We start from the raw sequence: 20256 nt of genomic DNA, 5'->3' as shown, positions 1-20256 counted from the left end.
CTCCGCATCCTGCTCCGCGCTGACAAAGCCTTTACGACTTGCTGCGACGATCGCTGACATGAAGATGTCGGAGACGCAGGCTCTCTACAACAAGCGCGCCTTGGCGCGGCTGACGCGTGCCACACCCGAGGTCTTTCCGGCGCCTGTGCTCATTCACGCCCGTGGTCTTCGCTGGACGCCGCCGATGCCGCGGCTTGCGGCCGACAGCTACTGGCGCGCACACGTGATCCGCGCCGACCGGCTCGCGCGGGCACTCGCCGCCCGCAGCGGCACGCCCGATGATTGGACTTGGCGCACCGGCAAGCGCGGCCTGCCCGAGAGCTTCCGCCAGCCACCCGCGCCGTATCGCGAGAAGAAATTCTCGCGCGGCCCGGGCTTCTGCTGCGTGTGCGGGCAGGCTGTCTATCGCTTCGGCTGGCATCGCGACCTGTGGGATGCGGGCCCAAACCGCCGCGCCGCATGGCATTCCGCCTGCGTCACGGCGTGGCGGTTGTGGAATGCACCGAGCGATCACGACCGCATGCTGCGGCGGCTGCAGTCACGCCGCTGCGCGCAGAGCGGCGGCCGGCTTTGGAAGACCGCCGAGATCGATCATCGGGTGCCGCTGTTTCAAGTCTGGCAGGAGCGTCGCGACACGCCTTGGCCGCAGCTCCTGGCCTATTGGGGCGTGCCCAATCTCCAGGTCATCAACCGCGACGTCCACGCCGCCAAGTGTGCCGAAGAGGCGAAGTACCGCGGGCTTCGCCGCGTGGAGCCGCTGCCCGTTTAGGACACCAATTATTGCCGCGGTCATTCCGGGGCGCTCGCGCAGCGAGCGAACCCGGAATCCAGACACATCGGGACTGCCTGCTTATCTGGATTCCGGGTTCGCGGGCTTCGCCCGCGCCCCGGAATGACCCGTGGAGAGCTTTCGATCGCTTACGCCGCCAGCATCCCCAGCGCGTGCATGTAGGTTTCCAGGATCATCTGCTGCTCGTTGCGCTCGGTCGGCTCCTGCTTGCGCAGCCGGATCACGGCGCGCAGTGCCTTGGTGTCGAAGCCGTTGGCCTTGGATTCCGCATAGACGTCGCGGATGTCCTCGGAGATGGTCTTCTTCTCCTCCTCGAGCCGCTCGATCCGCTCGACGAAGGCCTTGAGCTGGTCCTTGGCGAAGCGGGTGTTGGCGGCTTCGGGCTGCTCTTTTTCCACGGCGGACATTCCGGACTCCTGATGCGTGATGCGCGGCTTCGGCGGGGCCTGCCCCCGCCCGGTTGGGTCCAAGAATTCTGACAATCATGCCTTCTCGGCAAGGCGCAGTTCCGACATCCCCCGTCATCCACAACCCGTGTGTGGGAAAGCTTGCCTTATTTGACGGCTTTCAACGCCGCTTCGACGAAGCGGTTGTCAAAAGTCGTGCCCATGTCGACCTTGGCGCTGGCAATCGCCGCATCGAACCGGGTCATGGCCTTCAGCACATTGCCCGGTGCGTCGGGCGGCATCAGCCCGTCGGGTGAGAAGCTCGGCAGGTTGCTCTCCAAAGCCTTGCGGTAGACCGCCGGATTGGCCTGATAGAAATCCGCCGGGAGCTTGGCGACGATCTCGTCGGGCGTGGCCTTCTTCATCCAGGCAAGCGTGCGCACCATCGCAAGCGCGATCGCCTGGATGTTCTTCGGATTGCGCTGCACGAAGGCGATCGGCGCGTAGAGGCTGCCGGAGGCGTATTCGCCGCCATAGACCGCGCGCGTGCCTTCCGCGGTGCGGCTGTCGATCGCAACCACGATGTCGCCCGACAGGGTCAGCTCGGTGATGGCGAGGTCGAGGTTGGAGATGGCGTAAAGCTCGTTGCCGCGCTTCATCGCCGCGACCGCGACGGCGCCCGCGCCGACCGTCACCGGCGACACGTCGTCGGGCTTCAGGCCTGCCTTCTCCAGGATCAGGTTGAGGAAGGTCTGCGTTGCCGAGCCCGGACCGGTGATGCCGATCTTCTGGCCCTTCAGGTCGGCCGGCGATTTGTAGTTCGCCGCCTGGGCCTTGGCGATGCCGAGGATGTTCTGCGGATAGCGGCCGAACAGCACGATGCTCTGCATCGGCTGGCCCTTGGCCTGCATGCGCACGGTGTTCTCGTAGGCGCCGGCGACGATGTCGGCGCTGCCGCCGACCACGGATTCAAGTGCCTTGGAGCCGGCGTTGAAGTGCTGCAGCTCGACATTGACCTGGGCCTGATCGAAGTAGCCGAGCTGCTTGGCGAGCACGACCGGCAGGAAATAAAGCTGCGCTGGCGGGCCGGAAACCGCGATGGTGACTTTTTTGGCCTCCTGCGCGTCAGCCAAAGTGGCAACGAACAAAAGCGCGAGAACAGCGGCGAACAGTTTCATGGGCACATTTCAGGTTTTGAAGAACTCGACGAAACGACTGTAGACGTGGTCCGGCATTTCTTCCGCGATGTAATGACCGCACGGCATCGCGTCGGTGTCTACAACGTTGGCTGCATATTTTTTCCACACATCGGCGAATTCTTTGGTGCGCTCCGGCGGCTGGCCGCGGGCGCCCCACAGGATCAGCGCCGGCATCTGGATCTGCTTGTCCTTGTCGGCCTGGTCGATCTCGTAGTCGCTGGTCGGCGAGGCGCGGAAGTCGCGGCAGGAGCCGGTGATGGTTTTATAGGTGTAGCAGCGGATGTACTCGTCGAGCGCGGTCTGGGTGAGGAAGCCCAAGCCCGTGCCGCCGCGGATCACCATCCGGCTCTTGAGAAAGAATTCGGCCGGAACCGCGCTGATCATGCGCTCGGGGAACGGCTCAGGCTGCGCCATGAACGACCAGTGCCAGGAGCCGATCGCCCAGTTCTTGGTGGTGTTGTTCCAGACGTGGAAGGTCGGCACCACATCCATGATGCAGACCCGGGTGATGCGCTCGCCCTCGTCGAGGCACATGCGGTGCGCGGCGCGGGCGCCGCGATCGTGGCCGGCGAGAAAGAAACGCTGATGGCCGAGCGCCGTCATGATCTCGAACATATCGCGGCCCATGGCGCGGAAGCTGAAGTTGATGTTCTTCGGTCCGGCCTCGGGCAGCGAGCTGTCGCCATAGCCGCGCAGGTCCGGCAGGATGACGTGATAGTTCTGCGCAAGCTTTGCCGCGATCTTGTGCCAGCAGACATGATTTTGCGGATTGCCGTGAAGCAGCAGCAGCGGCGGCCCGGAGCCGCCGTGACGCAGCCGGATGGTCGCGCCGCTGGTGCGCATGTCGAGGTGCTTGAAACCCGGGAACAGCGCCGCAACCTCAGGGCTACCCCAGCGACTCGGATCGCGTTTGTAGTCCTCGGGCCTGGCCTCCGCCATGACGGCGCCCGCCGCCGGTTGCGCATCGGCGGATGTCACGGCTGCCGCAGCGACAGCCGCACCCGCGGCGACGCCGGCCATGACGTTGCGACGATTGACGGACGCTTTGGATTCTTCACGTTGTGTCATTGCTTCCTCCCAGCAGCCGCACGAGTCCTGTTGTGGTCCGGACCTTCGCAAAAGTGCCTGCCGGGCAATTGTGCGGACTTCGAGTCTGGGACGCCAGGGCGTGTCCTCACAAAATCGCCATCCCGGCTTTGCCCTTGAACGCGGAGGTATCCGCTGGGTGGCCATCAGCCGACATGGCAGGCCGAAGACACCCCAGCGGATATTGCGATCGCCATCGGACGCTTCGCGCTAGGCCGCAGCAGCGGGGCCGAACCAAGTGGTGAGCGCTTCCGGCAGACCGCGCTGGATGCGATCTCCCACCCAGGCCACGTATCCATCAGGACGGATCAACACGGCACTCGGAGCAGGCACAGCACCGAGCACCGGAAGCTGCCACTCGGCGGTGCACTTGGCATTGACCAGCCGAACCCGGTCCGCCCATGGCGAAATATCGAAGCCTGCCCCATCGCCGAGATTGAGCAGCAGCGGCTTCGCGCGATGCAGCAGCACGTACAGGCGCGAGGGACCGCCGGCGGTCACGAGGTCGAGATCGGGCATGCGCCGGCCGAGCAGCGGATGCCCCTCGCCAAGGTCGTAGCGGATATCCAGACCCGACATCATCGCGGCGTACCGCTTGCGCGGCTCGTCCATGCCGAGAAGCTCGGCAACGACGCCATTCAGCGCCTTGGTGTGCTCATCGGTGCGGCGAAGCGCGATCTGCGCCAGGGTGGTGCGCAGCACGCGGGCCGCGATTGGATGGCGCTCGTCATGATAGGTGTCGAGCAGGCTCTCCGGCGATGCCCGGTGGATCACCTGGGCGAGCTTCCATCCGAGGTTCACCGCATCCTGCACGCCGGTGTTGAGGCCCTGCCCTCCCACTGGGTTGTGCACGTGTGCGGCATCGCCCGCCAACAGCACACGGCCATCGCGGTAGACGGCAGCCTGCCGCGCCATGTCGGTGAACCGCGAAATCCAGGTGGGGCTGTGCACACCGTAATCGGTTCCGTAGACGGCGATGAGCGCGTCTCTGAGATCGCCGAGCGTAGGCTCGCCGGCCGGGCCGAGCTGCCGTTCGGTCAAGACAACCCGCACCGGCCCTTCCGGCAACCGGAGAAGGCCGTGGATGCCGATGGTGTCGTGGCGCACGCCCCATTCCGGCTCCCCGGTCATTTCGACCTCGGCGATCAGGAAACTCACGGTCGGGTCCGAGCCTGGGAACGCGATGCCGGCCGCCTTGCGCACCACGCTGCGTCCGCCGTCGCAGCCGACCAGATACTTCGCGCGCAGCGACCGGCGATCGGACAGCTCGACATCCACGCCGGTGCTGTCCTGCGCAAAGCCGGTCACCTCGCGTTCGCGGTAGATCGGCACCTTCAGCTCATCCACCCAGCCGGCGAGGATGCGCTCGATGTGGTTCTGCCAGAGCGCCAGCCCGTAGGGATGGCGCGTGGGGAAATCGCTGATGTCCAGCGACGTCCCACCGAAGCCCGCGACCTGGGCCACGCGCCCCTGCGAGAGGAACCGGTCGGCAATGCCGCGCTGATCGAGCACCTCGATGGTGCGTGAATGCAGACCGCCGGCGCGCGTCCCCTGGAGGTCCTGGCTGGCGCGCCGCTCGACGATGGCGACGTCGACGCCCGCCAGCGCCAACTCGCCCGCGAGCATCAGCCCGGTCGGACCGCCTCCGGCGATCACCACCGGATGCCCGGAGATGGCCTTCTGATCGGCATGAGTGTTCATGTTCGCTGTTCCCTCTTCTGACAGATCCAGATCGAGGGCAGCGTTCCTGCGCCATGACCGGGGGCTTGCCGCAAGCCCCCCGGCGCGTTAGACGATGATAGTGGGAAGAGCGGGCGCTCTCCCGGTTTCAAAAAACCAAGCAGCGAGCCGACCTGGCAAACGACTGGCCAGAGCGAACGAGCGCGCCGTTCTAAAGCCCAGCCAGGTTGTAGCGCGAGAAATCGCGGCCTTCCTTGACCACGAATTCGAGCAGGAACGGCGCGCCCGTCTCGGTGACGCCGACCGCCTCCTTGATGCCCGACACGATATCGCCCGGCTTCTCGACTCGGCGCGCCGCGACGTTCAGCCCCTCGGCGACCTTGCTGTAGTTGCCGCCGACCGTCATCGAGCCGTACTTCTCGTCGGAGATCTTCAGCACGTCGCGCTCGGCGCCCATCACGCCGTTGTTGAACACGATGGTGAGGATGCCGATGCGGTTGCGCGCCGCGGTCTCGATGTCCATGCCGGTCATTCCGATGGCCGCGTCGCCCATCAGGTTGACGCAGAGCTTCTTCGGCTCGGCGAGCTTGGCGCCCATGGTGATGCCGAGGCCGTAACCCAGTTGCGTGGATTTGCCCCAGCCCATGTAGGAGCCCGCGACGGTCGGCTCCCAGAACGGCATCATCTGCTCGCGCGGGCTGCCGGAGTCATGCGTCATGATGACGTTGTCTCGATCGACCGTCTTCATCAGGTCGCGGATCACCCGATACTGATTGAGCGGCGTCTCGTCGGAGTTGAGGTGCTTCGCCCATTCGTCGAACCACGCCTTCTTGGCGGTGGCGACCTCTTCCTTCAGCGACGTGAACGCATTGCCGCCGCCCGGTCCTTTCTGGCGCGACACTTCGGCGATCAGCGCGTCGAGCACCAGCGCTGCGTCGCCGACCACCGCATGATCGGCGCGATACTCCTTGTTGATGTCGCCCGCGTCGTTGGTGGAATGCACGATGACCTTGCCCGGCGGCACGCCCGGCCCGAACGGCGTCTTGGTGAGGCTCGAGCCCACCGCGAACACCAGATCGGCTTTGGCCATGAAGTCGACGTAGGGCTTGCTGCGCGAACGCGTCGAGGCGCCGAGCGACAGCGGATGGTTTTCCGGAATCGCGCTCTTGCCCGGATTGGTGGTGACGACCGGCGCCGGCAGAAGCTCGGCCAGCGCAGCAAGACGTTCGCCCGCTTCGGCGTAATGCACGCCCTGCCCGGCCCACAGGATCGGGCTCTTGGCCGCGAGCAGCATCTGCACGGCTCGCTTGATCGCGTCCGGATCGGGCGCGGCGCGCTGCACCGGCACCGGCATGTAGTCGAGCGTGCCTTTGAACTCGGCCTCGGACACTTCGTCTGGGATTTCGATCAGCACCGGGCCCGCTTTGCCCGAGCGCATGGCGTGATAGGCGCGCCGCATCAGATCGGGCAGCTCTTGCGCATTGTGCGCGAGCGCCGACCATTTGGTGACCGGCTTGTAGACCTCGGCAGCGCGAAACGCCGGCCGCACATATTGCTTGGCGAGCGCCAGTCCGCCGGAAATGATCAGAAGCGGCACGTTCTCGGCGTAGGCCTGCGCCACGCCGGGAAACGCGTTCTCAATGCCCGGCCCGGCTTGCGCCGCGAACACACCGTTTTTCTTGCCGCGCTTGATCCGGCTGTAGCCGTCTGCAATGCCCACGCCGACGCGCTCCTGCCGGCACAGGATCGGCCGGATGTCGAGCGCCGCGCACGGCTCGATGACCTGATTGCGCGGATAGCAGGAGAGAAACTCCGTGCCCTCACGCTTGAGGATTTCGGCAACGACTCCGGCACCGTTCATACGCTTCCTCCCGGCTGATGGGAGACGAAGTGTAGAGCGGCGATGCGGGCCGTCGGAAGGGCTGTTCGAGACGGCGCGCCCGCAATCGCGTCACGGCTGGTTTGCGCGCTGGCGAATGAACTCCTGCTGATCGACCGGATTGTTGCCGATGCCCTTCTGCAGCGGATAGGCCTGGATCGCGTTGTTGACCCGATCGCCGAAGGTCGTGGTGGGCGGCGGCTGGTAAGGCTGGACAATCGGCCGCGTGGTCAATGGCTCCGCCTGCGGCAGGACAGGCGCGACATAGCCGCTGCTGCCGTACGGCACCGGGTTCCTGAGAGTTTGTCGGGGCGTCCGGGTTGGCTCGCGCTCCGCCTGCGGCTGTGGCGCACGATGATGGCGCGTCGTCGACACCCTCGACGACCGGAACGACCGGTGCGGCCGATACTCCCGGCGAGCCGGCGCGAGCTCACTCCAGAACCCTGCCTCCCCCGCGCCGTAAGAAGCGGCAGCGGCTTGATTGCGGATTGCATCGGCTGTTCCGAGCGATAGCAGGACAGCGACAGACAAGATCATCGGCGCGAAACGTACGCCGGTAGAGGGTAATGCCGTCGATGCTCGATATGGTCCGGCTGATTGCGACCATCCGTTCATGGGGCTTCTCCTGTGTCGGTATTCGCTTAACGATAACTTTGGAACCGCGTTCCTGAAATATGTCTCGCCGCCGGAATAGGAAGCGATCGCGCTTCACGGTTCCGTCATGCGACGGCGGGCTGCATTCTACCCGTCGATACCGGCGACGCTAACCCACCAGATCCGCCAGCTCGGGCACCACCCAAAGCGGTTTCTCGCCGCGCGCGACGCGCTGCACATTGTCGAAGGCATTGCGGAAGCGCGCCACGTGGTTATCCCAGGTCGGCCCCGCAAAGTGCGACGTCAACAACACGTTGTTCAACTTGAACAGCGGATTGTCGGGCGGCGGCGGCTCCTGGTCGAACACGTCGAGGCCCGCGCCGAAGATCTTGTTGTCGGCGAGCGTCCTGGTCAGCGCGACCTCGTCGATCACGGGGCCGCGGCTGGTGTTGACGATCACCGCCGTGGGCTTCATCAGCGCGAGTTCGTTCGCGCCGATCAGGTGATGGGTGGAGTCGTTGAGCGGCACGTGCAGCGACACATAATCGGAGCTGGCCAGGAGCTCGTTGAGGAGCCGGAAGCGCACGCCGAGCGCATCCTCCTCGTGCTCGGGCAATCGCGCGATGTCGTAATACTGCACCCGCATGCCGAAGGCGCGCGCGATCCGCGCCACCTTCTTGCCGATGGTGCCGAGCCCCACGATGCCGAGGGTCTTATCGAAGATCTCGTACATCATCGGCGCCGGCCCGTTGCCGCGCCACCGGCCCGCCGAGACATTGGCGTGCTGCCAGATCACCCGGCGCGACACGGCGAGCATCAGCATCATGGCGTGCTCGGACACCGAGATGGCGTTGGCGCCGCCGTTGTTGCAGACCGGCACCTTGGCGCGGCGCGCGGCTTCGAGATCGACGTCGTCGTAGCCGGCGCTCAAGAGCTGATAGAGCTTGAGCTTCGGCGCGATCCTGTAGAGCGCGTCATCGAGCTTCAGGTTGGGATAACAGACCACGTATTCGGTTGAGGGCAGCACCTGCTCGAGCGCGGCCCGGTCGGCGCGCGAAGGCACCACCTCGAAGCCCGACGGCGCCAGGGACTTGGCCATCTCGGCGATGTCGGCATGGGAGGGCGGAACAACGACGATGCGTGGAGCGTGATTTGGGGGCATGGGAGTTCCTGGTTTTTCCGTACGAACACTAGAGCTTTTTCCGCGTCGGTTGCATCACTCTCTGCCGTCATGCGCGGGCTTGTCCCGCGCATCTCGATCAGGCGGGCACAGTGCCTCCCTAAGCGAGATGGCCGGGACAAGCCCGGCCATGACGGCGGTGAGTTCAACGATGCATGTTCGGCGGCCGGGCAAAACCGAAATGGTCGCGCAGCGTCGAGCCTTCGTAGTCAGTCCGATAAAGGCCGCGCTTCTGCAGGATCGGCACCACACCCTCGGCGAAATCGTCGAGACCGCCGGGGAAATACGGCGGCATGACGTTGAACCCGTCAGCGCCGCGCTCGACGAACCACTCCTCCATCCGCGCCGCGATCTGCTCGGGCGTGCCGCACATCACGTGATGGCCGCGGCCGGTGGCGACGAGTTGCGCCAGCTGGCGCAAGGTCAGGCCTTCACGGCGCGCCAGGTCGGTGAGCAGCCTGGCGCGGCTCTGGAGCTGGTCGGACTGCGGCAGTTCCGGCAGCGGGCCGTCGAGGTCATAGCTGCTGATGTCGTGGCCGAGCCGCTCGGAGAGAAGCGGCAGCGCCTTGGAGAAATCGGTCCAGCCTTCCAGCGTGGCGAGCTTGTCGCGCGCCTCTTTTTCGGTGCCCCCGATCACCGGCAGGAAGCCCGGCATGATGGCAAGCGACTCAGGCTTCCGCCCGAACGCCGCGAGCCGGCCCTTGAGGCTCCGATAAAAGTCCTGCGCGCCCGGAAGCGTCTGCTGCGCCGTGAACACCACCTCGGCGGTGCGCGCCGCCAGTTGCTGGCCGACATCGGACGAGCCCGCCTGTACGATGATGGGATGGCCCTGCGGCGGCCGCGACGAATTCAGCGGGCCTTTGACCGTGAAATATTTGCCCTTGTGGTCGAGCACGTGGAGCTTCGAGGCGTCGGCATAGACGCCACTCGTCTTGTCCTTGGGAAAGGCGCCGTCGTCCCAGCTGTCCCACAGGCCCTTCACGACATCGATGAACTCCTCGGCGATGGCGTAGCGTTCGTCATGTGGCGGATGGCTGGTCCCGAAGTTCGCGGCGGTGCGCGCGTAGGACGTCGTCACCGCGTTCCAGGCCGCGCGGCCTTGGCTCAAATGGTCCAACGTGGCGAAAACGCGGGCGGTGTGGAACGGCTCGCCATAGGTGGTCGAGGCGGTGGCGGCGAGACCAATGCGGCTGGTGGTCATCGCAAGCGCGGCCAGCGCCGACAGCGGCTCGAAGCGCGCGATCATGGAAGGGTGTGCGTCGGCGCCGCTGGTCAGCCCATCGGCGAGGAAGATCATGTCGAACTTGGCGCGCTCGGCGGCGGCGACGATCCGTCGCAGATGGGCCAGATTTTCGCCGCCGAATTCCGCGCCGGGATAGCGCCAGCCGGCGACGTGATGGCCGGCGCCTTGCAGAAAAAGCCCTAGGTGAATCTGCCGGGGACGCTCGGCCACGGAGAACTCCGCAATCAGGACGCCGCGAAACCGCCGGTGTGCAGATCGCAGCAGGAGAAGAACATCTTGCGCTTGGGCGGCGGCGTCTGGCGGCTTCTTCCGCTGACCACGATCTCGCCGTCGGCAATTACATACGCAATGCCGGGAAGATCGCCGTGCGCGATGGCGTCGGAAATCGACGTGCCGGCCGAGCCTTCGACAGGGCCGCAGATCACGATATCGGCCGGACGGCCGGGCGCCAGGATGCCGACGTCGAGGCCGTGGGCCTCGGCGGTGTTGCCGGTCGCAACCGCGACCGCTTCAGCCGGCGGCACACCGCACACCGAGGCGATGTAGCAGATGTTGCGGAGCATGCCGCGCGGGATCACGCCGGTGCCGCCGGGCGTGTCGGTGCCAAGCGTCAAACGCGCGAGCTGGTTCTTCGCGCGCATGCGCTCGACCGCACGCTTGGTCGAGCCGTAGTTGCCGGACGAGCAGATCTCGATCGCGAAACTCGTGGTGTCGATCACCTTGTCGAGATCGTCGTCGCTCATCGGAATGGGTCCGCCGCTGAGATGCGCCGCGATGTCGGGCTTGAGCCACGACAGAATGTCATAGCCGCACATCTGCGACAGGCCCGAGCGCGACACGCCGCCGGTGTGCACCTTGGTGCGGATGCCGCGGGCGCGGCACCATTCCTGATATTGCAGCGCCTCGTCCTTGCGGCTCGCGAGCGGGAAGAAAATGAACTTGGCGCAGATCGATTTCGCGGCGGCAAGACGATCGAAGTGCTCTTCCTTCATGCCGGGCACGAGGATCACGGTGCCGGCGTGAACCCGCGCGCCGCTCCAGCGGATGCGGCCGGTGGTGTGCGCCGTAACCACGGCAAGCGAAGTGACGAGATCGGGCGTCAGGTTCTCGTAGTCGAGGCCCGGCACGTGCAGTTCGCAGGCCGAAACCATGGTGGTGGTGCCGCCGTGAAGATAATTGCCGATCCAGCCGATGGTGTCCTGCGTCGGCGTCCATTCGCCGAACACCGGATGGACATGGCCATCGACAAGGCCCGGCATCACGGCGCTGCCGCCAGCGTCAATGATCGCGTCGGCCTTGGTGTCGGCGGGCGGATCGAGAGCGGCGATTTTGTTGCCGTCGATCAGGAGCGATGTGACGGAGGCAAGCGGGTTTGTGATGTCGCCGGTGAAGAACTCGCCGATGTTTTTGATGAGCAGTGTGGACATCGGTCTCTCCCCGTCATTCCGGGGCACACGCGAAGCGCGTGAACCCGGAATCCAGCGTCATATTCGGTCTGTTTGTCTGGATTCCGGGTTCGGCGCTACGCGCCGCCCCGGAATGACCGCGGTTGGCTCAGTGCTTGTGAACCGCAGAAGACTTCGCGAACGCCGCCTTCTGCTCCGGCGACGCCTCCTTCTGATGCTTCGCCTTCCACTGGTCGAACGGTTCGCCGTAGACGATCTCGCGGCTCTGGTCCTTGGTCATCGCCACGCCCTTGGCGTCGGCCGCATCCTTCATCCAGTTCGACAGGCAGTTGCGGCAGAAACCGGCGAGATTCATCATGTCGATGTTCTGCACATCGGTTCGCGTGCGCAGGTGCTCGACCAGGCGCCGGTAAACGGCGGCCTCGAGCTCGGTGCGGGTCTTGTCGTCCATGAAAACCTCCAGGCTGTTGCCACGAAGATAGTCGTCCGAACTGGGCGTGACCAGTCGTCGACAACGCCTATCGCTTCGGCGATTTCGCGGGCTTCGCCGGCAACTTGGGCTGCTCCCGCAATTCGGCCATTGCGGCATTGGCGGCGTCCGACAGCCGCGTCATGACATCGAGCATCAAGGCCAGCTCCTTGTCGCTCAGGCCCGCCAGCACCTCCATCGAAGCGCGCTCGATCGGCTTGAACAGCGGCATGATGCGCCGCTCGGCGCCGGGTTGAAACTTCACCAGCACCTTTCGGCGATCGTCCGCATCGCGCTCGCGGCGCGCAAAGCCCGCCTGCTCGAGCCGGTCGATCACGCCGGTGATCGCACCCGTGGTCAGCCCCGTCGCTTCGGCAAGATCGCCTGCGGTTTGCGGGCCGCGCGTCACGATGAAGTCGAGGCATTCCAGGTCGCTGCTGCTCACGCCGAGCCGCTCGGCAACCATCTGGCTGTAGATCACGCCCTGGCCGCTGGCGTTGCGCATCGCGTGGTTGAGCGCCGCCATCAGTGCCGGCCGGTCCTTCTCCCCTGTTTGTGTTCCCTTTTGCGGCCCTGTTGACATTCCCGCCTCTTTATCTTAGTAGATATATATCTTAGTAACTGAGATATATTCTCGCAAAGATATCTAGCACAGGAGTGATCTCATGCGAACCGCCAAGCCCTACAAGGGCATCCCGATGGAGGGCATGCTCGCCACCTGGTACGCCCGCAACACCGGCAGGATGAGCGAGGAGTTCCGGGCCTGCGCCCGGCGGATCGCCGCGCATCTGTCGCCCGGCGCGGCCGTGCTCGAAGCCGCTCCCGGTCCGGGCTATCTCGCGGTCGAACTGGCGAAGCTCGGGCCCTATCGGATCACCGGGATCGATATCAGCGAGAGCTTCGTGCGGCTCGCGAGCGAGCACGCCGCACGAGAGGGCGTCGACGTGACATTCCGCCAGGGCGACGCGGCGGCATTGCCGTTCGCCAGCGAGACGTTCGATTTCGCGGTCTGCCGCGCGGCGTTCAAGAACTTCAGCGATCCTGTCGGGGCGATCCGCGAGATGCATCGGGTGCTGCGGCCGGGCGGCTCGGCGCTGATCATCGATCTGCGCAACGACGTCCCCGACGAAACCATCGATGCGGCGGTCGACGGCATGCACCTCGATCGCATCAACGCCTTCCTCACCCGCGTCACGTTCAAGCACATGCTGCGCAAGCGCGCCTACTCCCGCGCCGACTTCCAGGGCATGGCCGCGGCGACGCCGTTTGGCCACGCCGAGATCATCGATGATGGCATCGGCTTCGACGTCTGGCTGCGCAAGCTGCACGCGTTGACCGTGAGCGCTTAAAAAGAAACCCGCCGCGTCCCCGGCGGAACGCGGCGGGAATGCGAGTCGCTGGCGGTTGCGCCGGCGACTCGGTGTCTCAGCCGAGCGTCTGTTTGACCCGATCCGGGGTCATCGGCAAGTGGCGGAGCCGCTTGCCGGACAGTTGCGCGACCGCGTTGGCGATGGCCGGTGCGATCACCGGCACGCCGGCCTCGCCGATCCCAGTGGGCTCATGGTCATTGGAGATGACCTTGATGTCCATCGGCGGCACGTCGGACATGCGCAGCACGTTATAGGCGTCGAAGTTGCGCTCCTGCACCACGCCGTCCTTGATGTGGATCTGCTCCTTCATCGCCGCACCCAGGCCAAACGTCATGGCGCTCTTCATCTGCGCCACGATGTTGCGGGGCTGCACCGCAAGCCCCGCATCGACCGCGGCCCAGACGTGATGGACGGTGATCTTGCCGGACTTCTCGTCGAGCGAGATTTCCACCGCCGCCGCCGTATGGCTGTGCAGCGCGTCGGAGTAGGCGATGCCGACGGCACGTCCGCCCTGCCGCTTTTCGCCCCACTTCGACATCTCGGCAACGGCCTTCACCACGGCCGCCGCGCGCGGATCGTCCTTGAGCATGTCCAGCCGGTACGCCACCGGGTCCATTTTCTTCTCGGCGGCGAGTTCGTCGATCAGCGTCTCGATCGCGAACTTGGTGTAGCCCGCGGCAATGCCCCGCCATGCGCCGACATCGACGCCGCGGGCAGCCTGCACCCACTCGACGCGATGATTGGCCACGGCATAGCTCATCTCGCCGCCGCCGCCCGACACCACATCGCGCTTGCCGATCGCCTGGAACACCGGCGGCGGCAAGACGCGTCCGAGATAAGTCTCGTTGACGATGCGATGCCGCCAGCCGACGATCTCGCCCTTGTCATCGAGACCGATCTCGATGCGCTGCACGGTCAGCGGACGGAACTTGTCGTTCTGCATGTCCTCATTGCGGCTCCAGATCATCTTCACCGCGCGTCCGGGGACTGCCTTCGCCAGCATCGCGGCGTGCAGCACGTCGTCGCCGTCGGAGCGGCGTCCGAAGCCGCCACCGAGCAGCATGGTATTGACGCTGACCTTGTCCGGTTTGGTGCCGGCGCCGATGGAAGCGAGGATCTGCATGATCCCCGGTGCCTGATTGCCGGACCAGACCTCGACCTTGTCGCCGTCGACCTTCACGGTCGCATTGAGCGGCTCCATGCAGACATGCGAGACGTGATCGGAGAAATACTCCGCCGTCACCACCTTGGCGGCGCCTTTCAGCGCTGCGTCGGCATCGCCCTTCTTGACCATCTCGACGCCGGGCTTGGCCCAGTCCGCCGCGATGGTGCGGTAGTCGGCGAGGACGCCGTCGTCGCTGTAGGTCTGGCCGGGCGCGGCCTTGGTCCAGGTGACCTTGAGCAATGCCTTGGCGCGCATCGCCGCCTCGACAGTCTCGGCGATCACCCCGACGCCGAACGGCAGCGGCACGATCTGGACGACGCCCTTGACGGCCTTCGCTGCCGCATCGTCGATCTGCTGCGGCTTCTCATGCTGCACGTCGGGATAGAGCACCGCGGCGTAGAGCATGCCGGGCAGTTGCACGTCGATGCCGTATTCGGCGGTGCCGTTGACCTTCGCGGGTCCGTCGACACGGTCGATGTCCTTGCCGATCAGGCGGAATTGCGAGTGCGGCTTGAGGTCGGCCTTGGTCACGGCCGGTAAGGGATCTGGCACCTTGGCGGTCTTGGCGATCTCGCCGTAGCTGAGCTTCCGATTGGACTTGCTGTGGACGACGAAGCCCGGCTCGGTGGTGAGTTCGCCAACCGGCACCTTCAAGGTCTCGGCCGCGTTGGCGAGCAGCACCTGGCGCGCCTGATGGCCGGCGATCCGCATCGGCTCGTAATAGCCGGTGACCGAATAGCTGCCGACGGTCTGCTGCTGGTTGTTGAACTTCGGATTGCCGAACAGCTTGCCGTTGGCCGGCGCCTGGATGACGCGGACCTTGCTCCAGTCGGCATCGAGATCCTCGGCGAGAACCACGCCGAGCGCGGTGCGGGTGCCCTGCCCCATTTCGGAGGCCGGACAGGTGATGGTGCAGATGCCGTCTTCGCCGATGGTGACGAAGGCGTTGACGTTGAGCGGGCCCGCGGCGAGCGCGGACGGAATGCTGTTGCCGAATGCGACCGCAATGGCGGCGCTTCCGGTGCCGACCAGGAAGCCACGGCGTGACAGCGCGGAGGTTTCAAGATGCTGTGTCATGGTCAGCCCCTCGCCGCGGTTTCGATGGCCGCGATGATCGCGCTGTAAGTGCCACAGCGGCAGATGTTGCCGTCCATGTGGGCGACGATCTGCTCGCGGGTCGGATTCTTGGTTTTGGCGAGCAGCTCGGCAGCCTGCATGATCTGGCCGGACTGACAGTAGCCGCATTGCGGCACCTGCTCGGCGAGCCAGGCCTTCTGTAGCGGATGCGAGCTCGTCGGCGACAAGCCCTCGATGGTGGTGACGGTCTTGCCCGCGGCCTCGCTGACTGTGGTCTGGCACGAGCGCACCGCCGTGCCGTTGAGATGCACCGTGCAGGCACCGCAGAGACCGGCCCCGCAACCGAACTTGGTGCCGGTGAGCTTCAGATGCTCGCGCACCACCCAGAGCAGCGGTGTGTTGGCGTCGACATCGACGCTTGCTGCCTTGCCATTGACCGTAAATGCGAATGCCATGTTTTTCCTCCATGGGCATGTTGACGCGCACCGCTCCCGAATCGTTTTGGTCGAGCTGCGGCACGAACGCGCATTGGGTTCGGACGTTGTTTGCGAGAGCCGGTTGTGGACCCGGCGCATCCCTCCCGAAGAACTGTATTTTGGAACAGTATAATCAGGTTGCCGCCGTTGGGTCAGCCGCCCGATGCGGTAAATTGTCGGCGTTCACGCATGGAAGGGCCATGACGGACCGAGCTATCACGGACCGAGATTTCTTGGACGGCCTGTTCCGCACCGCAATCGCGGCGGCCCATCCATCGTCATGCCTGCCGCCGCATCTGCCGCCGCCACCCACGTCGGGCCGGCTGATTGTGCTCGCGGCCGGCAAGGCCGCGGGTGCCATGACCGAGGTCGCCGAACAGCACTATCTCGGCCGCGGCAAATTTCCGGTCGAACGGCTGACGGGCGTCGCCGTGGCCCGGCACGGTTACGGCCGGCCGAGCCAAAAGATCGAGATGATCGAGGCCGGGCATCCGGTGCCGGACGCGGCAGGGCTCGCGGCGGCCCAGAAGGCACTGGCGCTCGCCGATCAAGCCACCGCCGACGATCTCGTGCTGGTGCTGCTCTCGGGCGGCGCTTCCGCCAACTGGATCGCTCCGGTGGAAGGCTTGAGCTTCGCCGACAAGCAGGCCGTGACACGCGCGCTGCTTCGCTCTGGCGCCAACATCGGCGAGATCAACACGCTCAGAAAGCATCTGTCCCGCATCAAGGGCGGCAGGCTTGCCCGTCATGCGCAGCCGGCGCGCGTCCTGACGCTCGCGATCTCCGACGTGCCGGGCGATGAGCCCGCGGTGATCGGCTCGGGCCCGACTGTGCCCGATCCATCGACGCTGGCCGACGCGCGCGCCATCGTGCAACGCCATCGACTCGCGCTGCCCGAGGCGGCAACGCGCGCATTGAGCGACGAACGCAATGAAAGCCCCAAGCCGGGCGATCCGGCCTTTGCCCATTCGGACTACAAGCTGATCGCACGGCCGGCCGACGCGTTCCGCGCTGTGGAATCGTCCGCGCAGAAGGCCGGTTACGAGACCGTGATGCTGGGCGATCGTGTCGAGGGCGAAGCCAGAATCGTCGCGGCCGAGCATGCCGCCCGCGCGCTCGCGTTGCAGAAGGCGGGTCGCCGCGCCGTGATCCTGTCGGGCGGCGAATTGACCGTGACCATCCGCGGCCAGGGCCGCGGCGGACCGAATCAGGAATACGCCCTGGCGCTCGCCATGGCGCTCCATGGCGCGCCGGGGATTGCGGCGCTGGCCGGCGACACCGACGGCACCGACGGCGGCGCTGGCTCGGCAGACGACCCCGCGGGTGCCAGAATCGACCAAACCACCCTGGAACGGGCCCGTTTGCTTGGCCTCGATCCGGCCCATTTTCTTTCGGACAACGACTCCACCGGTTTCTTTACCCGGATCGGCGATCTCATTGAGACCGGCCCCACGTGCACCAACGTCAATGATTTTCGCGCCATTGTCGTTGACAGCCCCTAAGGGTTTACCGATACCGGCCCCAAGACGTACGAAGACAGGTCAAGCGATTTGCTTCTGCCCCCCCTTTCATTGGCCCGAGCCGTTCTGGTCGCCGCAGCCCTGATGCTGTTGCCCGGCACGGCCCATGCCGATTTCCACCTGTGCAACAACACAGGCAGCCGGGTCGGCGTCGCGGTCGGCTACAAGGATCCGGAGGGCGCCTGGGTCACCGAAGGCTGGTGGAATCTGTCGGCGCGCTCCTGCGAGACCGTGCTGAAGGGCACGCTGGTCGCGCGCTATTACTATATTTACGCGATCGATTACGACCGCGGCGGCGAGTGGTCCGGGCAGGCCTACATGTGCACCCGCGACAAGGAATTCACCATCCAGGGGACGCAGGATTGCCTGGCGCGCGGCTACGACAAGACCGGCTTTTTTGAGGTCGACACCGGCGAGCAGCGCACCTGGACGGTGCAGCTCACCGAGACCGGCGACACCGCCCAGCAACGTCCGCCGTTGACGCCGGGCATGCCGGTGCTGCCGACACCAGGCCGCCAGTTTCCGACGCAATTGCCGAAAACTCCTGCTCGATAACTCCTGCCCGATAAACTCCTGCCCGATGAGGCACCCGTGAGACGCCTTCGCCGCACCAAAGTCGTCGCCACCCTCGGTCCCGCTTCGGGAAATACCGAGATGATCGCCCGGCTGTTCCAGGCCGGCGCCGACGTGTTCCGCATCAACATGAGCCACACGTCGCACGACCGCATGCGCGAGCTCGTCGGCGCGATCCGTTCGGTGGAAGCAAGCCACAACCGCCCGATCGGCATCCTGGTCGATCTGCAAGGGCCGAAGCTCCGCGTCGGCGCTTTCGCCAACGGACCGGTGATGCTCGACGTCGGCGGCACGTTCACGTTCGACAACAATCCGGCGCCCGGCGATGCGACACGCGTGCACCTGCCTCACCCCGAAATCTTCCAGGGCATGAAGACCGGCCACGCGCTGCTGCTCGACGACGGCAAGATCCGCCTCGCCGTCACGGAAGCGAGCCGCGACCGGATCGTGACGCGCGTGGTGGTGGGCGGCAAGCTCTCCGACCGCAAGGGCGTAAGCCTGCCCGACACCGTGATCCCGTTTTCGGCGCTGACGCCGAAGGACCACTCCGATCTCGAAGCGGCGCTCGACACGGGTGTCGACTGGATTGCGCTGTCCTTCGTTCAGCGCCCCGAGGACATCGCGGAGGCCAAGAAGATCGCGCGCGGCCGCGCCGCCGTGATGGCCAAGATCGAGAAGCCGCAGGCGGTCAACAGGCTCGAGGAGATCGTCGACGTCACCGACGCCATCATGGTGGCGCGCGGCGATCTCGGCGTGGAGATGCCGCTCGAAAAGGTGCCGGGCATCCAGAAGCAGCTGACGCGCGCGGCGCGCAAGGCCGGCAAGCCGGTCGTGGTCGCGACGCAGATGCTGGAAAGCATGATCACGAGCCCGGTGCCGACCCGCGCCGAAGTCTCAGACGTCGCGACCGCGATTTTCGACGGCGCCGATGCGGTGATGCTCTCGGCCGAATCCGCAGCCGGCCAGTTTCCGACCGAGGCGGTCGCGACCATGAACCGGATCGCCGAAGAGGTCGAAGGCGAGGACACCTATCACACCATCATGAAGGCGCAGCACGCCGAGCCCGAAGCCACCGGCTCGGACGCGATTGCTGCCGCGGCGCGTCAGATCGCCGAGACGCTCGATCTCTCCGCCATCATCTGCTGGACCAGCTCCGGCGCCACGGGATTGCGCGTCGCGCGCGAGCGGCCGCAGGTGCCGATCGTGGCGCTGTCGCCGAACGTCGCGACCGGCCGCAGGCTCTCGGTCGCCTGGGGCATCCACTGCATCGTCACCGAGGACGCCAAGGACCCGGGCGACATGGTGGAGCGCGCCTGCCGCCTCGCCTTCCAGGATGGTTTCGCCAAAGCGGGCCGCCGCGTCATCATCGTCGCGGGCGTGCCGCTCGGCACCCCCGGCGCGACCAACATGCTGCGGATCGCGTTTGTCGGCACCGATGCGGTAAACGAGTAGTCGCGTAACGTCTTTGCAATGAGCGCGACGCGAGAGCGCGGTCAGATATCCCGGCCCTCGACCTTCTCGCTCAGCGTCTTCACCATGTCGGGGATGCGCGCGAGGTTCGGGTTGATGTCGAGCGCGCGGCGAAACACTTCGAGCGCCTGCTTATCCTCGCCGAACTCCTGGAGGATCATGCCGAGGCCGGACAGCGCGCCGAAGTGCCGCGGCTCGCGGCTCAGCACCTGCTGGATGTCCTGCATCGACTGGCCGAACTCCTTGCGCATGTAGTGGATCGTCGCACGGCGATTCCAGGCCTCGATGTAATCGGGCTTGAGCTTGATGAGAGCGTCGAGCAGCTGAAGCGCAAGGTCGAGTTCGTTGGCATCGACCGCGGTCCTGACCCGGCTCATCAGAAGATTGGCGGTGTCGCTGCCCGAGGCGATCCACAGCGCCCAGATGCGGGCCTCGACCTGCTTGGCGGTGTCGGCGTCCGGAGCGGCCTTCAGCGCCCCGAACAGGAAATCGAGATTGCGGGTGCGATCGCCCTTCTGCGCCTTGGGCAGATCCTTCGGCGGCTGCATCGGCGCGATGGCCGGCCCGTGAGGCTGATCGGGCGGCGCGGCGCTCTGCGCGGACGCCGGTCCGGCCAAGGCCACCAGGACGGCAGCCGGAACCAGGACTGATGCAAGGAATCGGAGGCTCATGCCTCAAATCTATCCCCCCGCC

The 20256-nt window shown here is 65.8% G+C and carries 18 protein-coding genes and 1 pseudogene; 5 read left to right on the top strand and 14 right to left on the bottom strand.

What is annotated here, in order from left to right; genetic code table 11:
• The first annotated feature begins 58 nt into the window (after positions 1–58).
• The gene (locus tag RHPLAN_RS09565; protein WP_442971817.1) at positions 59–769 is read left to right on the top strand and encodes a hypothetical protein; all 711 of its coding nucleotides are present in this window, start codon (positions 59–61) and stop codon (positions 767–769) included.
• Positions 770–918: 149 nt separating this feature from the next.
• Here RHPLAN_RS09565 and RHPLAN_RS09560 read toward each other — a convergent pair whose 3' ends face one another.
• The 11 genes and pseudogenes from RHPLAN_RS09560 to RHPLAN_RS09510 all read right to left on the bottom strand — a co-directional run bounded on the left by RHPLAN_RS09560 (position 919) and on the right by RHPLAN_RS09510 (position 12438).
• Positions 919–1197, bottom strand: coding sequence for a DUF2312 domain-containing protein (locus tag RHPLAN_RS09560; RefSeq protein WP_068016500.1), 279 nt, complete (start codon positions 1195–1197; stop codon positions 919–921).
• Between the two features lie 146 nt (positions 1198–1343).
• Positions 1344–2354, bottom strand: coding sequence for an ABC transporter substrate-binding protein (locus RHPLAN_RS09555; RefSeq protein ID WP_068016497.1), 1011 nt, complete (start codon positions 2352–2354; stop codon positions 1344–1346).
• A gap of 9 nt (positions 2355–2363) precedes the next feature.
• A complete protein-coding gene (locus tag RHPLAN_RS09550) occupies positions 2364–3443 on the bottom strand; it encodes an alpha/beta fold hydrolase (protein WP_198164795.1) in 1080 nt (359 codons plus the stop codon).
• A 228-nt stretch (positions 3444–3671) separates the two neighbouring features.
• Positions 3672–5162 carry an FAD-dependent monooxygenase gene (locus RHPLAN_RS09545; RefSeq protein ID WP_068016492.1) on the bottom strand — a complete coding sequence of 497 codons (1491 nt, stop codon included), beginning with the start codon at positions 5160–5162 and terminating at the stop codon, positions 3672–3674.
• Between the two features lie 190 nt (positions 5163–5352).
• Positions 5353–7011, bottom strand: a pseudogene (locus RHPLAN_RS09540) (thiamine pyrophosphate-requiring protein); the annotation flags it as partial.
• An 81-nt stretch (positions 7012–7092) separates the two neighbouring features.
• A complete protein-coding gene (locus RHPLAN_RS09535) occupies positions 7093–7308 on the bottom strand; it encodes a hypothetical protein (protein WP_068016486.1) in 216 nt (71 codons plus the stop codon).
• A gap of 475 nt (positions 7309–7783) precedes the next feature.
• A complete protein-coding gene (locus tag RHPLAN_RS09530; RefSeq protein ID WP_157100171.1) occupies positions 7784–8776 on the bottom strand; it encodes a 2-hydroxyacid dehydrogenase in 993 nt (330 codons plus the stop codon).
• A gap of 163 nt (positions 8777–8939) precedes the next feature.
• A complete protein-coding gene (locus RHPLAN_RS09525; protein WP_068016482.1) occupies positions 8940–10247 on the bottom strand; it encodes an LLM class flavin-dependent oxidoreductase in 1308 nt (435 codons plus the stop codon).
• A 14-nt stretch (positions 10248–10261) separates the two neighbouring features.
• Positions 10262–11464: an amidohydrolase family protein gene (locus RHPLAN_RS09520; protein WP_068016478.1), complete on the bottom strand. Its 1203-nt coding sequence runs from the start codon at positions 11462–11464 to the stop codon at positions 10262–10264.
• Between the two features lie 127 nt (positions 11465–11591).
• Positions 11592–11894 (bottom strand): DUF1244 domain-containing protein, encoded by a 303-nt coding sequence (locus RHPLAN_RS09515; RefSeq protein ID WP_068016475.1) that lies wholly within the window; start codon positions 11892–11894, stop codon positions 11592–11594.
• Positions 11895–11961: 67 nt separating this feature from the next.
• Positions 11962–12438 (bottom strand): MarR family winged helix-turn-helix transcriptional regulator, encoded by a 477-nt coding sequence (locus tag RHPLAN_RS09510; protein ID WP_198164793.1) that lies wholly within the window; start codon positions 12436–12438, stop codon positions 11962–11964.
• Between the two features lie 139 nt (positions 12439–12577).
• Here RHPLAN_RS09510 and RHPLAN_RS09505 point away from each other — a divergent pair, with 139 nt between their 5' ends.
• Positions 12578–13261: a class I SAM-dependent methyltransferase gene (locus RHPLAN_RS09505; protein ID WP_068016468.1), complete on the top strand. Its 684-nt coding sequence runs from the start codon at positions 12578–12580 to the stop codon at positions 13259–13261.
• A gap of 76 nt (positions 13262–13337) precedes the next feature.
• On the opposite strand, the gene RHPLAN_RS09500 is transcribed toward RHPLAN_RS09505, so the two are convergent.
• Together RHPLAN_RS09500 and RHPLAN_RS09495 are read right to left on the bottom strand one after the other, a co-directional pair.
• The gene (locus tag RHPLAN_RS09500) at positions 13338–15524 is read right to left on the bottom strand and encodes a xanthine dehydrogenase family protein molybdopterin-binding subunit (RefSeq protein WP_068016465.1); all 2187 of its coding nucleotides are present in this window, start codon (positions 15522–15524) and stop codon (positions 13338–13340) included.
• A 2-nt stretch (positions 15525–15526) separates the two neighbouring features.
• Complete coding sequence (locus RHPLAN_RS09495; protein WP_068016461.1) at positions 15527–15979, bottom strand: (2Fe-2S)-binding protein; 453 nt, start codon at positions 15977–15979, stop codon at positions 15527–15529.
• 221 nt (positions 15980–16200) lie between these two features.
• On the opposite strand from RHPLAN_RS09495, the gene RHPLAN_RS09490 reads away from it, so the two are divergent.
• The 3 genes from RHPLAN_RS09490 to pyk are packed head-to-tail and all read left to right on the top strand — an operon-like array spanning position 16201 to position 19545.
• Positions 16201–17502 carry a glycerate kinase type-2 family protein gene (locus tag RHPLAN_RS09490; RefSeq protein WP_068016460.1) on the top strand — a complete coding sequence of 434 codons (1302 nt, stop codon included), beginning with the start codon at positions 16201–16203 and terminating at the stop codon, positions 17500–17502.
• Positions 17503–17550: 48 nt separating this feature from the next.
• Positions 17551–18075: a DUF1036 domain-containing protein gene (locus RHPLAN_RS09485; protein WP_442971816.1), complete on the top strand. Its 525-nt coding sequence runs from the start codon at positions 17551–17553 to the stop codon at positions 18073–18075.
• Positions 18076–18111: 36 nt separating this feature from the next.
• Positions 18112–19545, top strand: coding sequence for a pyruvate kinase (gene pyk / locus RHPLAN_RS09480; protein WP_068016454.1), 1434 nt, complete (start codon positions 18112–18114; stop codon positions 19543–19545).
• A 41-nt stretch (positions 19546–19586) separates the two neighbouring features.
• On the opposite strand, the gene RHPLAN_RS09475 is transcribed toward pyk, so the two are convergent.
• Positions 19587–20234, bottom strand: a complete 648-nt coding sequence (locus tag RHPLAN_RS09475; RefSeq protein WP_068016450.1) for a tetratricopeptide repeat protein — start codon at positions 20232–20234, stop codon at positions 19587–19589.
• Positions 20235–20256 lie beyond the last annotated feature (22 nt).

Source organism: Rhodoplanes sp. Z2-YC6860, assembly GCF_001579845.1.
Lineage (GTDB): Bacteria > Pseudomonadota > Alphaproteobacteria > Rhizobiales > Xanthobacteraceae > Z2-YC6860.
This window is presented reverse-complemented; position numbering and strand designations above follow the sequence as displayed.

Coding starts and splice junctions, on each gene's coding strand:
- RHPLAN_RS09550 (WP_198164795.1), bottom strand. CDS start 3,443: ATGACACAACGTGAAGAATCCAAAGCGTCCGTCAATCGTCGCAACGTC.
- RHPLAN_RS09530 (WP_157100171.1), bottom strand. CDS start 8,776: ATGCCCCCAAATCACGCTCCACGCATCGTCGTTGTTCCGCCCTCCCAT.
- RHPLAN_RS09510 (WP_198164793.1), bottom strand. CDS start 12,438: ATGGCGGCGCTCAACCACGCGATGCGCAACGCCAGCGGCCAGGGCGTG.
- RHPLAN_RS09520 (WP_068016478.1), bottom strand. CDS start 11,464: ATGTCCACACTGCTCATCAAAAACATCGGCGAGTTCTTCACCGGCGAC.
- RHPLAN_RS09495 (WP_068016461.1), bottom strand. CDS start 15,979: ATGGCATTCGCATTTACGGTCAATGGCAAGGCAGCAAGCGTCGATGTC.
- RHPLAN_RS09515 (WP_068016475.1), bottom strand. CDS start 11,894: ATGGACGACAAGACCCGCACCGAGCTCGAGGCCGCCGTTTACCGGCGC.
- RHPLAN_RS09475 (WP_068016450.1), bottom strand. CDS start 20,234: ATGAGCCTCCGATTCCTTGCATCAGTCCTGGTTCCGGCTGCCGTCCTG.
- RHPLAN_RS09555 (WP_068016497.1), bottom strand. CDS start 2,354: ATGAAACTGTTCGCCGCTGTTCTCGCGCTTTTGTTCGTTGCCACTTTG.
- RHPLAN_RS09490 (WP_068016460.1), top strand. CDS start 16,201: ATGACGGACCGAGCTATCACGGACCGAGATTTCTTGGACGGCCTGTTC.
- RHPLAN_RS09560 (WP_068016500.1), bottom strand. CDS start 1,197: ATGTCCGCCGTGGAAAAAGAGCAGCCCGAAGCCGCCAACACCCGCTTC.
- RHPLAN_RS09505 (WP_068016468.1), top strand. CDS start 12,578: ATGCGAACCGCCAAGCCCTACAAGGGCATCCCGATGGAGGGCATGCTC.
- RHPLAN_RS09500 (WP_068016465.1), bottom strand. CDS start 15,524: ATGACACAGCATCTTGAAACCTCCGCGCTGTCACGCCGTGGCTTCCTG.
- RHPLAN_RS09565 (WP_442971817.1), top strand. CDS start 59: ATGAAGATGTCGGAGACGCAGGCTCTCTACAACAAGCGCGCCTTGGCG.
- RHPLAN_RS09545 (WP_068016492.1), bottom strand. CDS start 5,162: ATGAACACTCATGCCGATCAGAAGGCCATCTCCGGGCATCCGGTGGTG.